Raw genomic sequence first — 20,198 nt, forward strand, 5'->3', positions numbered from 1 at the left:
CACTTTAAACTATCACATTTTCTCCCACTCCGGAATCAGTGAATCAACTTTTTCTCTATTAATCTCATAATAATCATCGGTCTCACTATTGACCCATAGATAAAATGCTACTGCGATTTGTTTATCAGAAATATCAAGTGCAGAAAACTTTTCTGTATTTTTCAAAGAACAAATCCGGGTGTATGCATCTTGCTTGTTAATATATTCCGAAAAATTCTCTTCAGCAAATTTCCAGCCATTCATTTTACCTGTACTCCAGGTTCCTGCACACAATTGTAAATACTTAGGCACATTTTCCGGCTGACAAAGTAATCTTTTCATATACTGATCATAAGATTCTTTTTCCAGAAATTTCCACATACTACAAGTATATTCGACTTCTCGCTGATCAAATATATTTCCCGTTTCTGCAATTATCTTTATTCTCTCCAAAAGCGACTTCTCTATTATTGGGATTTCAGAATCGTTGATAAACTGATGCGTGCTATATACACTCTTGCCTATTCTTCCGTGTGCCTCTTCTATTTCCTCAACTAATTCACACAAGATAGATATATTCGATATATCACCACTGCTAATCAGTTCTTTCAGTAACGATAGATTCTTTTCAGCACTATTGTTCTGGAAAATGGAAATCATGGCATTATAACAGATTCTTGCTGGTTTGGGGGCAAATATACTATTTACTTTATATGCTTCTTCTGAAGTCTGGATTTTTATTAAATTATCAAGGAATAGCGCAATTCTATCCTGTGGAATGTCCGGAATATATGCCATCAATTCCTGGATATACTCTGTCAAAAGATTATCTCTCAGCAATTGCTGAAAGTACTCATTTAATTGTTTATCATTATAATCATATATGGTTCCTTTTAACCTTGCCTTACTGACCGTTATCGCTTCCAGTGAAAGATTAAAATACCTTTTTATACGTTCGGCTGACGCAATTCTATCTTTTTTTCTTAATTCTTCATTGGAATCACTGTATCTATTATGTCCACCAGTTTTCCAGGAAAAAACTGGAAATAATGTCTGAATAATATACAGCATTCGACCAGGGGCTTCAGGATAAATTCCGCCAAATAGCTTTTTATAATTTTCTCTGTTTTTGCTTTGTTCAACACCTGTAATTCCACCTGCGGTTTGAATACTTCCTGTTAAATAATCCGTATTGTCATGAATCCATCCAAAGATTTCTGGTGCATATATCTGCAACACCGTAATTGCCAACAAATCGACCGCATCAACTTCATCTTTCATCAAGTTGTATTTGAACTCAAACGCATTTAACACACGATTGACATCTCTGATATTTACAATATACGGAGAAATACATGTCTGAAAAACCATTCCCCAATATTCATGATCTAAATTGTATTGTTCCGCAGACATAATATTAGTCAATCTTTCAAAAAATACCGCATTTACAAGTGTTTTATCCGCTTCCGGTATATCAAAAGGCACCTGAATAATCTTTTCCAGATATTCTTCACCATCACACTTCTGCTCTTCCTGCAAGGCACGCACAACAATCTCCCGGTCAAATGCTAATAGATATATCATATTAGGAAATCCTGCCAGAGAATTCACCAACTGAAAAATTGCTCTTATCTGAGAATTGTTAAGTCGATCAATATCATCTATTACAACAATGATCTTCTGCTTTTGCTTCTTCAGTTTACTGATTATTTTTTGCTTTACTACTTGAATGTCACGATTTCTTTTGACTCTCTCCTCCATATGCTTTCCGAACAACTTAGCCAATATCTTACCTGGCCCCAAATATGGTTTAATTTCTAATAAAAATTGCGCAGCATAGTCCAACAACTTTGAGTAATCAGCCAGTACTTCTCCAATCTCTTCTAATGCCTTATTTCCCTTCTCCGTTTTAAATTTACTTTGCATGACGGCAAAGAACTGACTGATCAATTGCGAGCAATCCGAATAATTCCATGGATCAAATCTGATAATGATTGGTTTCTCATCTTCCATATTGTTTTTTGATATGGCATCTATCTCTTCAATAACCATGTTTAAAATAGATGTTTTTCCAGATCCCCATTTTCCACACAAACTAATTGTAAAATTATCTGTTCTTGTATATTCCAGAATTGCTTTTGCAAGCTGCTTTGAAAATTCTGTTCGATTTAAACAATCATATTCTTTTTTATCAATCGGCTTATCTGAATGAAACATTGGTTATCTTTCCACTCTCCTCATATCGCACCTGTATATTTCCTGCTGGACACTATGCCCTCCGATCTTCTCAGAACGTCAATGTAGGTATTATTGCTTATTCATCATCAAAAACAAATCCACATTTAGGGCATTCATTCTTATATTTACTTGGACCTTCATATTTGCATCTAGGACATGTACAAAAGTATCTATTATTGGAATAGAATTTATACTTTTTATCTAAAATCTTTTTGACTAATGGATATGTGTTTTTGACAAAATTAATATAGTCCTCATCAATAATTTCGCCATGCACACCTCGGTTTGCTATATTAACAATTTCACGAATAAGATCAGATACATTATATTCTATCACTTCATGTCGAAGAAGAAATTGGGTCATCAGAGACACACTTCTGCGATTATCGTATGCAAAAAAATTACATAACGCCAGCAACTGCTTTTCCAAAGACAGTCGTACTTTAAACAAATAAAGATTTTCTTCCGGCACTTTTAAATTAATAGTTTCATTCGGGGAAATCGTACTATCAGCGACGTTCTTTTGTATTTCAGATAATTCATCTCTCGATGGCAATGGCTGACTATTAACATAAACTGTACTTGCCGCTGAATTATCTACTTTCATATGTAAAATCTGATATTTAAGATCACTGATCGACTCTTTCATTTCTGCTCTGTTCTGTTCAATTTCTCTTTTTAACTTAATATTTCCAACTTCAATCTGAGAAAACAGTGGCAGTCCTAAAAGAATAATCCATAAAATAAAAACCAAATTATGAGCATCCAATTCTGTCATCTGATAAATATCATACCTATATCTATATACATAAATTGAACTAATAGTCAACAAAAAGAAATACCAATAATTTTTCTTCGACTTATTTTTCACAAATTCCCACAGCGGCTTCCAATCCATATATATTTTCGCCCTCTCAAAACTTAAATGTATCCTTCAATCTCAACCATTTCTGATCCTTATCTCTCAGAACAAAAAATCTATGAGCAAAGTCTTCCTAAATCAGAAACTGTTTTTTGTTTTCTACAGACAACATGATTCCATACCATTTGCTGAATATTACATTGCGGCACCGTAATATCCACAATAGTCTTTAGTCCTCCTTGAAAAACTCCATTGTTTTTTCAAGTATGCACTAAAAATGACTTTAGTGAAAGGCGAATGGTTTGACCTTTACAAATAAAGATAGCCTTCCCTTGTATCTTATCATACAACCAAAAGGCTATCCAGTCTATTTTCTATTATCTTCTCCCACTCTCCACACTGCCATTCCCAACAATACCGGGAACCAGGAGTAGATCAGGTTCAGATGTTCACTCTCCATCGTACTGCGAAGTAATACAAACAACAACAAAATCAAATACTTCTCATCTTTTCTGCGATATCCGTAAATGATAGAAATCACAAAAAGAATTAATACGATTACAGCAATCACTACACCCAGATGCAGTGTCAGATAACCGAACAGAATATCGAGATAATCATAGATATCCGGATTATAGGGACTACCAAATAAAGATATCCCATGCGCCTCAAAAAATGCTCCTGGTAAACGAAAACGGCTTGTCAAAGTGCTCTGCAAATTATTCCATACCGGTTGATTAAAAAAATACAACCACATAGCTGTTCCAAAAGCTATTAAATCTAATCCTAGTGCCCCGACACATCCAAATGTACACAGCTTATACAAATTCTTCTCTGGTCTCTTCTTCTCAAACCAGGTACAAAACAATTCCACGGACAGGATTCCCAGCATCAAAAGCTCCGCAGTTCGGCTATTGGCTGTCCTGTCAAGAAATAACACCATAGTCAGAACACCCACATAGTCATACCAACGAAATCGTCTGTGTCTGAGATACATCCACTCCAATGCCATAACCGTAAAAGAAAATCCCATCCCATTGGCTGCCTGCCATCCAAAATATGTACGATAGATACCTCTTTCAAAAATAATTGTATTTTCATAGAAGTTTGCAAGTGGCAGTGTGATCAATAGAACCGCACTGACCACTCGCCCAATCAGGTCAATTCTTAAAAATTTGTCAAGGTTGATTTCTCTGCTGCAACATACTCCCAGCATCAATAACAATGGTGTTTTATCCTGAGAATTTTGGAAACTACATATCGCTACACAGCCAAAAGCAATGATCAAAATCCATTCCTTCCAGTTGTTTTTCTGGATACAGAGCTTCACCAATGCCAATGCAACAAATCCCCAGTACAGGAGCAGATAAGGCTTGCCAGATACATCCATCATTGCCCATACAGTTCCAAACAGTTGGAACTCCACAAGGATGGCATACCATAAGTATTCATTGCTTTTCGATATCACATTCTGTTTTTCTATCTGCATTTGTTTAGTTTCTCCCACTCTGTCATTAATATGATTTATAACTTACATCTCTGTCCACATTACCCGAGATGCCACTTACCCGGCCGGTACTGGTATACTGCCACATAGTCACCTTACCTCCGCCAGTATATCCATGTCCTCTGTTAAAATCGCGATATCTGGCGATCCAGACTTCGCAGTCTGACAAAGCATTCATATCCAGGTAATTATTCAGCCAGTTCAGATTTGCATATAGGACAAAACGATACCCTGCACTCTCAATCTCATCTTTAAACGCCCGGACAATTCTTGTTCTGTCACTTTTACTGGTAGCATTCAGAACAGAAGTAGCTTCCATATCCATGGCAATGGGATAATCTAATGTCCTTCCATCCAGTGCTTCTATGATCTTTCTCGCTTCACGCCTGGCACCAGATGCCGTTGTTGCATAACTATAACGATACACACCAACTTTTACACCATTTCGTCGCGCCCTGCGATAGTTATTCTCGAACTGCGTATCCAAGGTTGTAGAATTGCTGCTAGATCCAGTTATAATTCTCAACATTGCAAAGTTGATACCAGAATCAGCTACATCTCCCCAATCAATCTCTCCTTGATATGCTGACACATCAATACCATAAGTAGTTATATTTTCTCCATTTGACCGAACTGTTGCTTCCGTCGTAAATGCCCCCAACACACCTACCACTTTGTATGTATAAGTTGTTGTCCGGTTCAGCTTTTCATCCTTGTATGTAGTCGATGCAACGGTTGCAATCTTGGAATAACTGCCTCCCTGGGAACGATAAATCTCATACTTTTCCACACCTTCTACCTGATTCCAGCTAAGGGTAACTGTCCTGCCACTATTACTTCTTGATGCGGACAATCCAGTCAGAGCATCCAGTCTCGTCTTCCCATATACGACCTTTGAAAAATCCGTTGTATACTTCTGTCGGATTGCTTTCACTTTATAATAATAGGTATGTCCCAACTTTCTATTCTGATGAGTAAATGTCAGATCTGATGTAGTACCAACATATGTAAATTCCCCATTTTCACTATGAGGCGAATAATACACCTCATACTTCTCAGCTCCAGGTACCGCAGGCCATCCGATCTTAATCCTATTATACCGCTGTTCCTGAACCTTCGGAGATGGTGTAACTATAGTCGTCATCTGTGTCACCGGATCTGAATCTTCTCCATAATTCAGGTTGCCATCCTGCTCCACTATTCCGCGAACTTTAAATGTATACTTTTCCCCGCAGATCACATTGGTAACCTGATAAGTCGTTGCTATGGTCGTTGCCACATATTTCCATTCTTCACTGCCTTCAGTCTGATACCAGACCTGATATTTCTGCGCTCCGGCTTTATCCCAGGTCAGCTTTACCATATCGTACCTGGTTACTGTTGCTTTCAGATTTAACACTTTCTGCAATTCCGTATGCCCACTCATGGTATCCGAATCATCACTATATACTCGATTACCATTGTTCAAACGGTAGGCACGTACCATATACGTATACTCTCTTCCTAAACGCAACCCCTCATCTACATAGATACAGTCTGCATCTGCACTAACCTGCCCCAGTTGATTCCACTGATCATCACTCTCAGAACGATAGATTTCATACCCATCTGCGCCAGTCACCTGATTCCAGCTCACCTGCAGGGTCTGATAATCCATACTGTCCACAGAACTCATTTTCACACTTTCCAAAGTTGTTCTCTGCGCTACCGAATCTGACTCTTCTCCAACCAGCTCTTCTCCATCCAGTTCTTCCACTGCACAAATCTTATATTCATATAATGTATCAAACATCAGACCAGTGTCCACATATCGTAAAGTATCTCCTGACTCAATGTTTTTAAGCAGCGAGTATTCCTGATCTCCCTGCTTTCTGTAAATCTTATATCCAGTTGCCCGCTCATTCTTTTCCCATGTCAGAATGATCCGGTTATATCCAGAAGCTGCCGTATACAACGTAACCTTTTCCAACGGCTCCCGCTTTTCCGTTTCTTCCGGATCTTTCGGAGCCGGTTCTTCGCTAATCACATCTTCATCATTCGATGGTACCTCTGTCTCTTCCACCGACTCAGTATCTTTTTCCAATGGCTCTTCCTGAACTATTATCTGCTTTACCGGTTCGTTCACAAGTTCTTCTGCATATGCCGATGCCGGTGTCTCCCACAACAAAATTCCTGCAAGAAATAATGAAGTTATTCTGATTAATGTCTGTCTGTTCATCTCTGCTGCTCCTTACATTATCCTTTATCGCTCATTGAGTGATCTATTTCAATTCTGAGAATTCTGAATCGGTCTCCTTTTCGGTACCCAAATACTCTACGTTTGCTGTCAAATCTGAATTTCATAATTGTCTTTCCATCATATTTTCTTGCGCGAAACCGATCATCTTTCGGTGAAGAAGGTGTATATTTTTTATATTCCAGACCATCATCCCTCCCTATACTTTCCCAAGATTCATGCTTTACAAACTTGTCCAGTGTAGAAATCAGACTATTAAATTCCCACTCATTCAGTCTGTCTGCTCCATATTCTTCTTCAAGGCTCTCACAATCAATCCGAGTATTTCTATATCGAATATTTAAAAGGCTCTGCCTCTCCAGATGTATCTCAGCAGCATGTTTCTCCAGTAAATACTGCGGTGTATGTACAGAATTCACATCGTACCTATGATCGCCACAGAAAATCTTAAGTTCCCGGTCTATGAATGCATCTGACCTGAAGGAAATCAAGGAATCCTCTCTTGTCGCTGCTTCTGCCAACGCAGTGGCCGTCACATTTTCTCCTTCCCAGACAAAATCAAGTGACAGATCATGCGCCGGCTTCTCATCCCACTTAGGTGCATCGTAGATTTCTCTATCCAACTGTATTTTAAATCTTACTAATTCATCCGAAGCGTTCAACAGATTTAAAGCACAAAGTTTCTCAGACGTTGTTATCATACATTCCCCAAAATTCTCTGTCTTATAGAGTCTCGCATCCTTCTGTGCATGTATGATCTTTATACATTCATTATTATGATCCACAGCAGTGCGACAGTTGTCCGGCACGAGAATCTTTGCAACACCGCCAAAGTACTCGTACATGTGGACGTGCGCTGCGATCCAGGATGCCTGTTTCTGATCCATAAAGGCTTCTACGTATGGATACTGACTGTAGGTCATAACACCCACGAAAATCTGGGCAACCAGAATTTCGCCGGTATCTGGGTCGATGATGTGCGCCGGATCGCCTGCCCAGTCGACCTCGACCTGCTCCGCAGGCTTACAGTTGATATGCATAGTAGCGCGGCGCTTCTGCTCATCCTGCTGGATGTAGTAGCAGAACTGAGAGTACATAAGTGGTTCTTCTTTGGAGAGACGGCATTCCTCAAGATACTCCGTCCACAGGAGCTTCTTATTCACTCCGTTTCGAAGAAGCTCTTTGCGGATATGCTCGTAATCGGGCATCCACTTTGAAGTGGCTGGTTTTGCTTTTACTTCAGGAAAAAGCAACTTGCCTAAGACTGGATCACTAAGTTTAGGATCCAGAGGCCAGACAAGATTCTGCTCTCTGGCTGCCTTCAGCACCTTGTTGACAGTTGTCTTGGATGCATTGCAGCTAAGGGCAATGTTGGTTTGGCTGAGATTCAATCCGGCAAGCCGGATGATCTCACGATACTTGGCAATCTGATGACAGTTCATGCGAGCAGGTCAGGGACAGCTCGTGAGGTCAGTAACATGTATGTAAACATTACATCTCTGTACCAGCAAAAATAGAAATGGAAATAAAATTCTTTAATGTTATTTTTCTCTTGCTTTATATATAACAGTCGCAAAATAGCATGTCAAGAGCCATCAGAGATTTCTTTTCTCTTGATTTAGCTTATAACCGATTGAACATAAAAAAACTCCTACACTCTTTCACTTTATTTTCAAGTGTTCTATCTCTATATACTTTTTAGCATCCTTCATAAAACTAGCAACAATCATCACAATAACAACACCGATAGGAAATGCAGCAACAATACTTACAGACTGAAGATTATTCATAGAACTTTCTGCAAACAACAATGCCATCGGAAGTAAAATAAGCAAAATACACCACATAAGCTGAATTGTTTTATTCGGCTGTTCACCATCTTCCAGATTATGATAACTATAGCAGGAAGCAGTCAGTGCAATAGAATCAAACGATGTTGCATAGAAAGCAATCATCGTCAGCAACACAACCACCATAATGACCGGTGCGCACGGCATAGTTTTTATAATACTTACTATCATTCCATAAAGGTCCCCATCAGACAGATACTGTGCAATAAAATCTGCTTTTCCTGTAACCTGCATTCCCATAGAATAGTTACCAAGCACAATAAAGCTTGTCAGTGTTGAGCCAACGCCAAAGACATAACCGCCAAGAATCGTCTGACGTACTGTTCTACCACGGGATATATTTCCGATAAAAAACGGAGCTGCTACACACCACACCATCCAATATGCCCAGTAATAAATCGTCCAATTCTGCGGAAAATTTGATTTGCGAAGCGGATCAGTGAAAGTTGACAAGTCAATAAAGTTTTGAATCATCTTACCCAAAGAAGCAAATCCCGTCTCAACAATATAACGTGTTTCTCCACCAAACAAAAGAACAAAAGCAATCAGACCAAAGAACATATAAATACAAATGTTGGCTAACTTGCTAATTCCTTTAAATCCATGTAGTAATGAATATGTATAAACAACACAAGTAATCAGAAGAATAATAATGTTGATTATAGTACGGCTAATTGCAACATGGAGCAATTCACCAATAATCGTCGCCATCAGCGGTGTTGCAACACTAAATGTAGTTGCAGTACCAGCAAGAAGTGCAAATACAGCCAAAAGATCAATAACTCGGCCAGCCAATCCATCTGTATGCTTTCCTAAAATCGGGCGACAAGCTTCAGAATACTTCTGTCGATTTCTTTTTCTCACATGAAGCATAAAACCAAATGCAACAGCCAACACAAGATAGAACCCCCATGGAATAAAGCTCCAATGGAATAGAGGATATACACCTGCCCAGTCTTGAATATTACCCATTTCTGCAGTGTGTGGATCCGTTGCATACAGTACCCATTCAGCAAAAGAGTAAAACAAAATATCTGCTGCAAGACCACAGGTGAACATCATAGAACCCCATACAAAAAAAGAATACTTAGGTTTCTCATTCGATTCACCGAGAACAATGTTTCCATACTTCGATCCAGCAATATAAAGTGAAACAATAAAGATTCCAAGACCAATAATCAGATAGTATGTTCCGAAAGTGTCACCAAAGAAAAAACGAATCTGGCTCAATACTGCATTTGACTGTTCCGGCACAAAGAAAAAAAGTACGCAGAGTGCTATTACAATCGCCAATGGAACCAGCGTTATCATCCAGTCTATTTTACCATGTTCTTTTTTCGCATTCATTTTAATTTTCCTCCGCATATTTTTCATAGCTTGCATCCAAAGCAATCAGTTCTGATAAATTATCCACTTCAATAATATCCGATGCATTCATTGGACGAATTCCCAACTTAAAATCATTAGGATAGCAAAACATTGCAACATCATCCCAGTATATCTGCCGGTTTTGTTTTTCTTCAAATTCTACTTCTAAAAAGTGTTTCAGCTTCCGGCCATCTTCTGCAGTCCACCTGGAAATACTATACAATTGCCAGCCGCCTTTTCCTCCAGTCCTACTACAAGCGGTTACGATTCCATCTTCTACAGTCTGAAGCCATTCATCCGTTTCGCCATCTGTCCAAACGCTGTTATATCCTGAGCGTTCAAATTCTGGCGACAGAATATCCGAATTATAAATAATCTGATCCCCATCCAATATTATTGTATCTTCCAGGTAGGCACGAGCTACATAGAGAGAGGATATATTGTTGCAAGTACCATAAAATGGATTTTCAATCAGTGTTACCCCACTATACTCTTCTGTCAGTATTTTAAATTGTTCTTTGAGATAACCTATGACAATATATATATCTGTGATTCCATTCGCATGAAGCCCCCGAATAACCGTATCTATCATCCGCACTCCATTGACTTTGATCAATGGCTTGGGCGTCTCCAGCGTAACCGGTTGCATCCTTTTTCCCAATCCAGCAGCCATTATGATAGCTTTTGTAACCTTATGCATTTAAATGTTTCCTCCTAACTCATCTATCACAATTTTATAATATTCCTTGGCATACCGATACTGTCTCAGTGAATATTCTCCAAACTCCACCCCTAGATTTCTCTTATATTCACACCAATTACTCCAGAGTAACCCACATGACGCTATATAACAATAAATCTTAATTCTTGTCTCCTGAGGACATTTACCTTCAAAATAAATATCAATCAACCTGTCTACCTGTTCTCTATCGTATAATGAATAAATGCAGAACATTGCAATATCCACATGCGGATCCTGCATGCCAGCATACTCCCAATCAATTAATCTGATTGTTCCATCTGCCGTAAATAAAAAATTATCCGGAACCGCATCTATATGTGTGAGACAACATTCTTTCTTTTGTGTATCAATATAGCGTTTCAAAATGAATACTTTTTCTCTTGTCGTGTCATAATCTCTGAAAATAGAAGGTTTCCCATCCCAAAGGCTCTCATAAAACTCCAGTTGTTTAAAAATATCAAATACATGCGTCACCTTCAAGTTCTGACTATGGAATTCTCTTAATTTTCCCATACATGCCCGGACATCCGCTTCCTGTGTAGAGTCACACACTCGGGCTCCTTCTAAAAATCTGGTGATTTTATAGCCATTTTGAGGATTCATGTAAACAATATCATCGCAAATACCTTTGCCCTGTAATACGGTGTATACCTCTGCTTCCTCGTTCCTGTTAATCAATTGCGCCGTCCCCTCCCCGGGAATTCGCATAATATATTTTCTATCCCTGCATCGAAATAAAAAGGATCTATTTGTCATTCCTTTTTTCAGCACGGTAATATCTGTGACTTCCGACGGCGAAACCTGTAAAGCAGTTGTAATCGCATTCATCGCATCTGTTTTCAAAGTATTCGAATTTTCATCCAATTCTCTCAATTGCTCATAGGTATTGATTTCCACATAATCCGAATCTCCTACAACCCTGGCCGAAACGATCATCCTGTCTTTATCATACAACGCCTCTTCCCAAAAAGTTTCCTGATATCCTGCTAACTTATCAAGTCTTTCTACCTGCTCCTTTACCCTTTGTGCTTGCTCGCAGCTAAGATAGGCAATACCTATCATCCTATTTCCCATTTCTTCCTTCTCGGTATATACTAGTTGTTGTTTTCTATTTACTCTCACATCACTATGTCTATCCGGTGTGTCGGTTACCATATACCACGAATAGAGTTCGTATTTGTTAAATGGGTTCCTATTGCACCAGATATCACAGGGCATAATATATGTATTTCCTAAGTATGCTGTCGCCAGAAAAAGTGAATGTAAATTGTTTTTCGTTGCATACTCCTCATTCACGATGAGCTTTACCCCATATTCATCTATTAAATACTCAAATTCCTCTTTCAAAAAACCGACAACTATATAAATCTCCGTAATTCCCACTTCATGCAATTGCTTGAGCAACCGTTCAATGAGTATCTCTCCATTCACTTCTATCAAAGCTTTCGGTGTTTGGGTATTAAGCGGAACCATGCGCATTCCAATTCCGGCTGCCAAAATAATAGCACTTTGAGGGGCCGCTTTTTTTATTTTTTCCCTTGCTTTCTCCGTTAATTTACAGTCTTCCTGAATATATCCCTGGTCTATTAGCTTATGCAAAGACTTATTCACTACCCCCAGTGAATAGCCTGTTGTCTCCGCAAGTATTCTCTGATTTACGATAGAGTCCTGCATTATTGCATTTAAAATATCTGCTTCTTGTTTGTTCATATCTCTCCTTTTCGTGAAAATCGCATTTTCCATTTTCGTGAACACGTAGTTTTCAAAAAACTCAGTACTTAACTGAGTTTTTGAAAATTCATTATATAAGAAGTATAAAAAGAGAGCTCATTCTTGTCAAGTATTTCCAATAATACATCTTCTCTACCTACATGGTGTATTTTCCCAATTCCAATTTCATAATCTGATGTGTTTGTCGATCCTTTTCTGGTGGCAATTTTCTATAATCACCATATGCTTTTGTCAGAAAAGCATCATATTCCTTGGGAATGCTAAAACTAACCCCTTCAAAATCTACCATAATCATCTCATCAAACCATATTGCCGGGAAATACCAGTAGTTGTAGCAAGATCCGGCATGAACGCAAATATTTTTCGTCCCCTCATGTTTATTATATAATTTATCTATCCTATTTCTCAAAGTTTTCACGGAATAGCATTTCGCCAATATTTGAATGGGTAAGAATTTTAAATATTTTAGCCTTGTCTCCCCTCTCCAAACCTTGTATCCACCTTTAATCAAAAGCATTTGCGTCAGGAGCTGCATTCTAAACGCTTCGCCTTTTCTAACCAGCTCATTATCAGAAATATAATAGTACGGAAAAATATCTACAAAGATTTCATTATGTTTCGCAGCGGCATTTGCTTTGTTCTCTATATATTCTGTTCCCAAAAGTCTGATCTTTGTAAAAACCAATGGATTATCACGATTCGTATTATAGTTATCTACAAAATACTTTTCACCTAGTTCTGCAGGAGCTACCTCCAAAAATTTGTTATATTCTTCTTTGGGCATTCCAATATCTATATCATCGTCCCAAGGAATAAATCCTTTATGCCGTACTGCACCAAGCATTGATCCTGCATCCAGAAAATACTTAATCTGATATTTCTCACATATTCTTTTGATATCTTCCGCAATCATTAATTGCACTTTTTTTAACTGCTCATGTTCATCAGTTATTTTCCCTTGATTTTCGTTCATATAATCTGGTTGCTTCCTCCTCTATCATTTTGCAACTATGACATATTGAAAAACGGCTTGCTTTTTTCTTTGCGTTCTCAGATATTTCATCTATCTTTCCATTTTCGTAAAGTCGAATCACTTTCTCTATCAAATCACTGATTTCTCCCGAAGTACTTTCTTGGGTCAAGAATCCATCTATCCCATTATCTATTATTTCCGGAATCCCACCCACAGCATTTGCTATACATGGAATCCCGTATGCCATGGCTTCTACCAGCGATATGCCAAACACTTCCTGACACACAGACGGATATACAAATATATCGGTTTGTTCCAAATAATGTGATACATCACTTTGTTGTCCATAAAATGTCACCTTATCACTGAGATTCTTTTTTTCAACTTGCGCTTCAAGTGGGTCCCTACTATCTCCGTCTCCAACAATCGAAAGTTTTGTGTGATATTTATTCGCAATACTTTCAAATGCATCAATTAATAGCTCTACTCCTTTTTCCGGTACCAGTCTTCCTATATATGTGATACTGTAAATACCATTGGATCTAATTTTATTTTCTTTCGCTTTTTCTAATAGTTCCGGAGATATTCCATTATATATTACCCTACATGCAGATTCGTTCAGTCTATATCTGTTTCTGCAACTTTTTCTTCCGGCTTCAGATACAAACCATACTCCATCAGATACATCAAAGCATTTCTGAAATATTGCATCCGATATTCTTAACTTCATCCCCTTGTACTTTATCTGTGACTCATCGTCATAGCATGAATGAACCATAGTAATTCCACATTTATGTGTTACTGTTTTAGTTAAGATATAATATAACTTTAATATCGGATCCCCATGATGCACTATAATAGCATCATATTCCCGTGCATATTTTATCAGTGCGCTGAGTTTTCCAATATTAAATCCTTTTCCATACTCAGCGAGGTTAATAACACTTCTTCCCTCTTTGAGCATCTCTTCATATATACAACCACCTTTTTTTAAAAAGCAAAACGTATGTGATTCTTTTCCGTAACGACTTATATCATAGCATAACCTTTCAATTCCACCGGTTTCGCCACTTGTCAATAAATGTAATATTTTCATTTACAGCTTTTCCCTATAATAATTTCCTAAAATTCATAAAGATTGCTTTAATTTTCTCCGCCACCTAATTATCATCCTTGAATTGCTCTATCATGTTCTTCTCTAATTCCAAAATTTTTTCTCTCTATCTTTCATTTTGTGAAAAGGGATTCCCACATTAATACTCCAAGGTTCTGGATTATGATCTATAAACGAAAATGCTCCGAAGGCACTTCCCTCTTCTAATTTTGTTCCCGGCATAATTACACTAGTAGAGCCAACAATAGCATGTTTTCCTATGTACACAGGTGCACTCGCCACATTTTTATATTTCTCCGACACCATCGGATTAGTCATACTTTCACCGGAGTAGTCGTCACTTATACTATATACACTTATTCTAGAAGATAAATTTGCAAAACTGCTAATATATATTCCATCCTTCCCACCATAAAGTGCACTGTATGCAGCAATATGTACATAATTTTCAATTTCGATTTTCCCACTTAATATGCAAAAATCATCTATCCTTACATGATTTCCTATTGTTATCGTATTGGGACTATAGATGCTGGCTTTACGACTTATATAAACTTCTTTACCTACTTTTTTTAGTCCGAGTTTCATCAACTCATCAATTGAATAAAAACTAGTCAATGCTTTATTTCCTTTTCTGCGTGTAAAGTATATTGTATTTTTCCTTATAATGCATTACTACTATTAAGGATAATTTGGCAAATCTTATCTACTTCCTCCAACGTTAGATCTGCATATAGCGGTAGCGTGAGGACTCTATGGCTAATATGTCTGGCGACAGGGGTTGCATTTACATCAAATTGTCCATGAAAACATTCAAAGGTATTCGTTAAAGGATAAAAATATTTTCTTGCCCCTATCCCATATTGTGATAATATCTCTTTTACTTCGTTACGACTTGCCCCAAATTTCTTTTCATCAAATATTACCGGAAAATATGCATAATTGCTTTCAACTCCTTCTTGTATCTGATTCAATTGAATACCAACCACATCACTTAGATGATTTCTATATCTTTCGGCAATTATCTTCCTTTTTGCTATCTCCTCGTCTATATGTCTTAGATTGCACAATCCCATAGCCGCGCAAAATTCATTCATTTTGGCATTAGCGCCAATTCCATCAACAACCTCTTCATTTCTAATGCCAAAGTTTTTTAATCTATATAATTTTTCGCCAAACTTTTCATCCGTATAGCATACCCCACCACCTTCTATCGTATTGAAAACCTTAGTTGCATGAAAGCTAAAACAAGATATATCTCCAAATTTTCCAACTCCTTTTCCATGATACTTTTCACCAAAAGCATGCGCTGCATCATAAATTACTTTAAGCTCATATTTTTTAGCAATTTTTTCTATTTCTTCAATATTACATATATTGCCATACACATGTACCGGCATAATGGCTACCGTTTTATCTGTTATCAGTTTTTCTATTTTGTCTGTATCAATCGTAAAATCATCCGGATTGATGTCACAAAATACAGGTGTTAATCCATTTCGCACAATTGCATGTGTAGTAGACGCAAAAGTAAAAGGAGTCGTAATAACTTCCCCACTAGTTAATCCAAGTGCTTGAAGGGACAATTCCAATGCCATATGTCCATTAGTAAGTAGTTCGATATTATTAACTCCTAAATAATTCATCAATTCCTTCTGTAGCCGCTGATGCTTCTCTCCCATATTTGTAAGCCAATGGCTGTCCCAAATATCCCTAATTTCATCTACATATTCATCCAAAGCAGGCATAGACGAACGGGTCACTAGAATTTTCTTTTCCATGTTTTTTCTCTCTACACTTTCTTATTTATTTTATCTCAAATACACTCGTACTTATTAGACTCAATTGTTTTCATTTTGTAATTAATTTACAAAATTTCTTCTTTTTCAATCACAAAATTTGCTATCTAAAGATAGCATACACAATCATCGCTTTAATATAGATTCGATATTCAAAGGATTTTTTATCATACTTATGTGATAATAGTTTTAAGCTTTGCGGCAATGTATTACCTGTTATTTCACGTACGCTAGTACTTTTACAAAATTTTTTAAATTCCTCCAAAGGATACATTTTATAGTCTTTGACAGCATTAAATAGACTGTTAATGCATCTCCACGTTAAATAATACTCTGCTTCTGTCTTACACCCCACTTGTTGTCCTAAAAGCATCACACGAGAAAATGCATCAATAAATCCTTTAATATTGTCTACTCTACACTTAGCCACTTCTGAAGTCGTAGATTGTCTATAATAATATCCTTTGGTTCCGACAAAAACTGCTTTATTGATTTTTGATAGCAAAGCTGCTTCTGGATATATATCCGCAGGAAATTTGTTAACAAAACATATTTTGCTATCTATAAAGAATTCTTTTTTATATACCTTATTCCACCTAAATCCCTCAATATCCAAAGATGTAAGAAATCTTTTAAAAGTGTCCCTTCCATATAATATTTCGCCCGTTTTCAATTCTGGAGAATACCAAGGTAATATATTTCCTTTTTCATCAATATACGTATATGAACTTATAGCACAGTCTGCTTCTGTTTTTTCTAAATAGCTTATCATTTGTTCAAAAAAATCCAATGCCAATTCATCATCATGATCTACAAATCCTATATATTTTCCACTTGCTTTTTGAATAAATTCGTTCATTTTTTCAATAGAATGACCATTTTCTCCTGTTTCCAAAATAATTCTTGTGTCTTTCTCGCTATACCATTGACATATACTAAAAGAATTGTCTTGAGACCCATCATTATAAATATAAATTTCAACATCTCTATATGATTGATTTATTACACTGTCTAAACACTTTTCTATATATTTTTCGCCATTGTAAACCGGAATGTAAATTGATAATTTAGGCATTTTCTCCATCCCCGAACTTATTTTTCAGTTCTAGTCACCAACCACCACTTCAAGTGGTGGTTTGATATTAGCCCTCCTAATGGCTATGTTACTGCTCATCCCGAAGGGTGGTGTCGCAAGCGTTAATACTGGCCCACTTACAATGCGGTACCTCGTGAGTCTTCTTTTCTAGACTCTTCTGCTTGCTCTTTTATATACTTTTGTACGGCTTCATCCGCAATATTGCCAATTGTCTCCACATAATATCCTTGCCCAAAATGCTTTATCCAATTTGCTCTGGATGTCTGTTATATATCATCAATGTACTCTTTCCTTTTAGATACCCCATAAATTTTGATATACTCAATTTGGGTGAAGTTGCCACACTTAGATGTACATGATCAATACAAACTGCTCCAGCTATTATTTCAGCATCCTTATACTTGCATAGCGTAGAAAGTATTTCTCTGACATCATTTCTCAATTGTCCGTATAAAATCCTCTTTCTGTATTTTGGAATAAAAACTATATGATACTGGCATTTCCATTTTGTATGTGATAAACTTCTATTGTCCATTTGGACCGCCTCCTATTTTGAGATTGGCTTGCGACACCATTCTCATTTTATCATAGGAGACTTTTTTATAGCATCCTCTACGTTTCCACTTATTCTATTCTCCCCAGCTTAGCTGGGAGATTAGACTTTTCATTTATTCTTCCGGGATCAATGTAATAATATCCTTTATTGACATACACATAGCATCCGCTTCTTTTGCCCTATGATTTTTAAGAATTGCTTTTGCTGCCATCTGCATTGCAGGAAATCCACTTCGCATAAGTTGATTCGCATAAATTACCACATTCACGCCACGACTCTTAAACTCTTCCTCTGTAACCATATTAAATGAAGTAGGCACAACAACAATGGGGGTTATAGAATCCTTGCTTCTAAACGACTCAACAAACTCAAAAATTTCGGAAGGATCTTTTTTTCTTGAGTGAATCATAATAGCATCTGCACCGGCTTCTGTAAATGCAAAAGCTCTCATAAGAGCATCTTCCATTCCTTTTTCAAGAATTAATGATTCAATCCGGGCACAAATCATAAAATCAGCTGTTTTCTGAGCCTTTTTTCCAGCTCTTATTTTTTCCGAAAAGTTTTCAATTAAGTCTTGAGTCTGCTCAACTTCTGTTCCAAACAAAGAATTTTTTTTGAGCCCTGTTTTATCCTCAATTATGACCATGGAAACTCCCATTCGTTCAAGAGTTCTTACTGTATATACAAAATGCTCTGTTATACCTCCTGTATCTGCATCAAAAATAATCGGTTTCGTTGTAACCTCCATTACTTCATTCACATGTCGAAATCTTGAAGTCATATCAACCAGTTCTATGTCCGGTTTTCCCTCAGCTGTAGAATCGCACAGTGAAGATGACCAGATTGCATCAAACTGATGAGCTCCCCCATTATCAGATTCCACCGTTTTCTCACAGATCAATCCTGTAATTCCATCATGCGCTTCCATCGCCGTAATCAAACCCTTTACCGAAAGCATTCTTTTCAGTCTAGAACGCCTTACATCTGGCAGTGATGCCTCTGATCGTGCTCTTCTTTCTATCTCATCATACTTTTCATTTTTTGAATAAGGATATTCTACCAATTGTCCCCCATAGGTGGCAAGTATTTGACATACCTCATCACGTAGATGTTTTTGAAATCCCTCTTTCCAATCATCTCCATGTACTACTATATCAGGTTTCAGCTCTTCCAAAATGGCTTTATAGGACAATGTCTTTTGTTCTACTACACTGGACACTCCTACAATGTTTTCAAACATAATTTTTCTTTCTTCAAATGGAAGAAGCGGAAATCTTTTGTATGATGCCACAGCTTCATCCGACATCACACCAATAATCAGTTTCCCTAATTTCTCAGCCTTTCGAATTATTTCAATATGTCCTGAATGAATCATATCTGTTGAAAAACACATATAAACAATTTTTTCATCTGTCATTAGTCCAAATCTCCTATTATTCTCTATATCTAAATTCTATAATATGTTATTTTAGTTACAGTTTCAATTTTCGATCTATTCGGTACAAACGATGGATTCGGTTTTCTCCATTCTTCACCATAAAACGCAACCATGATAGGCTCATAATTTTCAGGTATCTGCACCACAATATCATTACATTTTTTTAGAATCAAAGAATTTACTTGAGGTGCCTGACAAATCCAATACTGATATAACTCTTCTTTTGCATTCCCGTAATATTTATTAGGTATCTCATACCCTCCATAGAGACATTCTTCTATACCTGTCCCTTTTTGTTTTAGAGAAAAATCACAAAGCACTCCCTTCTTCTTATATGATTGGGCTATTATCTCTCCCTCTCTCTCTACCGTTCTATACTTATGAAATCCAACTGCTTTCATATCCTTTTCGAAATTTTCCCAAGAAAACATCTGCGATTCTAATATAATAAAATCCAAATCATCATCCCATGGAATTAACTTATTATCTCTAACTATTCCCAATAAAGTACCATAGTAACAGGAAACAGCATAATTTCTAGCAAATGCCATCTTAAATATGTCATCAAGCACTTCATATCCATGTTTGTCATACGCTTTTTTCTTCCTTTTCTCTGCTTTTACATTTCTATTCACTCGATAAGTATGCCATATATTATACAAGTGTGGAAATCTGCTTTTTACTTTTTCTTTGTTCATCATTATCGTCT

General features: G+C 37.1%; 15 protein-coding genes and 2 pseudogenes. All 17 read right to left on the reverse strand.

Features of this window, described 5'->3' with window-relative positions:
* Window positions 1-12 precede the first annotated feature (12 nt).
* The 17 genes and pseudogenes from WMO62_RS08060 to WMO62_RS08140 all read right to left on the reverse strand — a co-directional run bounded on the left by WMO62_RS08060 (window position 13) and on the right by WMO62_RS08140 (window position 20,190).
* Entirely contained in the window at window positions 13-2,196 is a 2,184-nt protein-coding gene (locus WMO62_RS08060) for a KAP family P-loop NTPase fold protein (RefSeq protein ID WP_349144356.1), read from the reverse strand.
* Between the two features lie 97 nt (window positions 2,197-2,293).
* Window positions 2,294-2,995, reverse strand: a complete 702-nt coding sequence (locus WMO62_RS08065; RefSeq protein WP_349144357.1) for a hypothetical protein — start codon at window positions 2,993-2,995, stop codon at window positions 2,294-2,296.
* Window positions 2,996-3,131: 136 nt separating this feature from the next.
* Window positions 3,132-3,293: pseudogene (locus tag WMO62_RS08070) on the reverse strand (dTDP-4-dehydrorhamnose 3,5-epimerase family protein); the annotation flags it as partial.
* 153 nt (window positions 3,294-3,446) lie between these two features.
* On the reverse strand, window positions 3,447-4,568 hold the full coding sequence (locus tag WMO62_RS08075; RefSeq protein WP_349144358.1) for a hypothetical protein: 1,122 nt from the start codon (window positions 4,566-4,568) through the stop codon (window positions 3,447-3,449).
* Window positions 4,569-4,593: 25 nt separating this feature from the next.
* A complete protein-coding gene (locus WMO62_RS08080) occupies window positions 4,594-6,804 on the reverse strand; it encodes a GH25 family lysozyme (RefSeq protein ID WP_349144359.1) in 2,211 nt (736 codons plus the stop codon).
* A gap of 17 nt (window positions 6,805-6,821) precedes the next feature.
* Window positions 6,822-8,249 carry a hypothetical protein gene (locus WMO62_RS08085; RefSeq protein WP_349144399.1) on the reverse strand — a complete coding sequence of 476 codons (1,428 nt, stop codon included), beginning with the start codon at window positions 8,247-8,249 and terminating at the stop codon, window positions 6,822-6,824.
* 234 nt (window positions 8,250-8,483) lie between these two features.
* Window positions 8,484-10,019 carry a BCCT family transporter gene (locus WMO62_RS08090; RefSeq protein WP_349144360.1) on the reverse strand — a complete coding sequence of 512 codons (1,536 nt, stop codon included), beginning with the start codon at window positions 10,017-10,019 and terminating at the stop codon, window positions 8,484-8,486.
* Window position 10,020: 1 nt separating this feature from the next.
* Window positions 10,021-10,740, reverse strand: a complete 720-nt coding sequence (locus WMO62_RS08095) for an NTP transferase domain-containing protein (protein WP_349144361.1) — start codon at window positions 10,738-10,740, stop codon at window positions 10,021-10,023.
* A complete protein-coding gene (locus WMO62_RS08100; RefSeq protein WP_349144362.1) occupies window positions 10,741-12,492 on the reverse strand; it encodes a phosphotransferase in 1,752 nt (583 codons plus the stop codon).
* A gap of 157 nt (window positions 12,493-12,649) precedes the next feature.
* Complete coding sequence (locus tag WMO62_RS08105) at window positions 12,650-13,486, reverse strand: LicD family protein (protein WP_349144363.1); 837 nt, start codon at window positions 13,484-13,486, stop codon at window positions 12,650-12,652.
* Window positions 13,458-14,582, reverse strand: coding sequence for a glycosyltransferase (locus tag WMO62_RS08110; RefSeq protein WP_349144364.1), 1,125 nt, complete (start codon window positions 14,580-14,582; stop codon window positions 13,458-13,460). Before WMO62_RS08110 ends, WMO62_RS08105 begins: the two co-directional genes overlap by 29 nt.
* A 102-nt stretch (window positions 14,583-14,684) precedes the next feature.
* Window positions 14,685-15,218: an acyltransferase gene (locus WMO62_RS08115; RefSeq protein WP_349144365.1), complete on the reverse strand. Its 534-nt coding sequence runs from the start codon at window positions 15,216-15,218 to the stop codon at window positions 14,685-14,687.
* A 44-nt stretch (window positions 15,219-15,262) separates the two neighbouring features.
* A complete protein-coding gene (locus WMO62_RS08120; protein ID WP_349144366.1) occupies window positions 15,263-16,381 on the reverse strand; it encodes a DegT/DnrJ/EryC1/StrS family aminotransferase in 1,119 nt (372 codons plus the stop codon).
* A gap of 121 nt (window positions 16,382-16,502) precedes the next feature.
* Entirely contained in the window at window positions 16,503-17,474 is a 972-nt protein-coding gene (locus tag WMO62_RS08125; RefSeq protein ID WP_349144367.1) for a glycosyltransferase family 2 protein, read from the reverse strand.
* A gap of 137 nt (window positions 17,475-17,611) precedes the next feature.
* A pseudogene (gene tnpA, locus WMO62_RS08130) lies at window positions 17,612-18,030 on the reverse strand (IS200/IS605 family transposase).
* A 133-nt stretch (window positions 18,031-18,163) separates the two neighbouring features.
* Window positions 18,164-19,468, reverse strand: coding sequence for a phosphoenolpyruvate mutase (aepX, locus tag WMO62_RS08135; RefSeq protein ID WP_349144369.1), 1,305 nt, complete (start codon window positions 19,466-19,468; stop codon window positions 18,164-18,166).
* 29 nt (window positions 19,469-19,497) lie between these two features.
* Window positions 19,498-20,190 carry a LicD family protein gene (locus tag WMO62_RS08140; protein ID WP_349144370.1) on the reverse strand — a complete coding sequence of 231 codons (693 nt, stop codon included), beginning with the start codon at window positions 20,188-20,190 and terminating at the stop codon, window positions 19,498-19,500.
* Window positions 20,191-20,198 lie beyond the last annotated feature (8 nt).

This window comes from Hominiventricola aquisgranensis (genome assembly GCF_040096225.1).
GTDB classification, from domain to species: Bacteria; Bacillota; Clostridia; order Lachnospirales; family Lachnospiraceae; genus Hominiventricola; species Hominiventricola aquisgranensis.

What these genes read in the sequence shown, in the direction of transcription:
- WMO62_RS08100 (WP_349144362.1), bottom strand. Translation starts at nt 12,492, where the DNA reads ATGAACAAACAAGAAGCAGATATTTTAAATGCAATAATGCAGGACTCT.
- WMO62_RS08120 (WP_349144366.1), bottom strand. Translation starts at nt 16,381, where the DNA reads ATGGAAAAGAAAATTCTAGTGACCCGTTCGTCTATGCCTGCTTTGGAT.
- WMO62_RS08095 (WP_349144361.1), bottom strand. Translation starts at nt 10,740, where the DNA reads ATGCATAAGGTTACAAAAGCTATCATAATGGCTGCTGGATTGGGAAAA.
- WMO62_RS08140 (WP_349144370.1), bottom strand. Translation starts at nt 20,190, where the DNA reads ATGATGAACAAAGAAAAAGTAAAAAGCAGATTTCCACACTTGTATAAT.
- WMO62_RS08065 (WP_349144357.1), bottom strand. Translation starts at nt 2,995, where the DNA reads ATGACAGAATTGGATGCTCATAATTTGGTTTTTATTTTATGGATTATT.
- WMO62_RS08110 (WP_349144364.1), bottom strand. Translation starts at nt 14,582, where the DNA reads ATGAAAATATTACATTTATTGACAAGTGGCGAAACCGGTGGAATTGAA.
- WMO62_RS08080 (WP_349144359.1), bottom strand. Translation starts at nt 6,804, where the DNA reads ATGAACAGACAGACATTAATCAGAATAACTTCATTATTTCTTGCAGGA.
- aepX (WP_349144369.1), bottom strand. Translation starts at nt 19,468, where the DNA reads ATGACAGATGAAAAAATTGTTTATATGTGTTTTTCAACAGATATGATT.
- WMO62_RS08075 (WP_349144358.1), bottom strand. Translation starts at nt 4,568, where the DNA reads ATGCAGATAGAAAAACAGAATGTGATATCGAAAAGCAATGAATACTTA.
- WMO62_RS08125 (WP_349144367.1), bottom strand. Translation starts at nt 17,474, where the DNA reads ATGCCTAAATTATCAATTTACATTCCGGTTTACAATGGCGAAAAATAT.
- WMO62_RS08105 (WP_349144363.1), bottom strand. Translation starts at nt 13,486, where the DNA reads ATGAACGAAAATCAAGGGAAAATAACTGATGAACATGAGCAGTTAAAA.
- WMO62_RS08060 (WP_349144356.1), bottom strand. Translation starts at nt 2,196, where the DNA reads ATGTTTCATTCAGATAAGCCGATTGATAAAAAAGAATATGATTGTTTA.
- WMO62_RS08090 (WP_349144360.1), bottom strand. Translation starts at nt 10,019, where the DNA reads ATGAATGCGAAAAAAGAACATGGTAAAATAGACTGGATGATAACGCTG.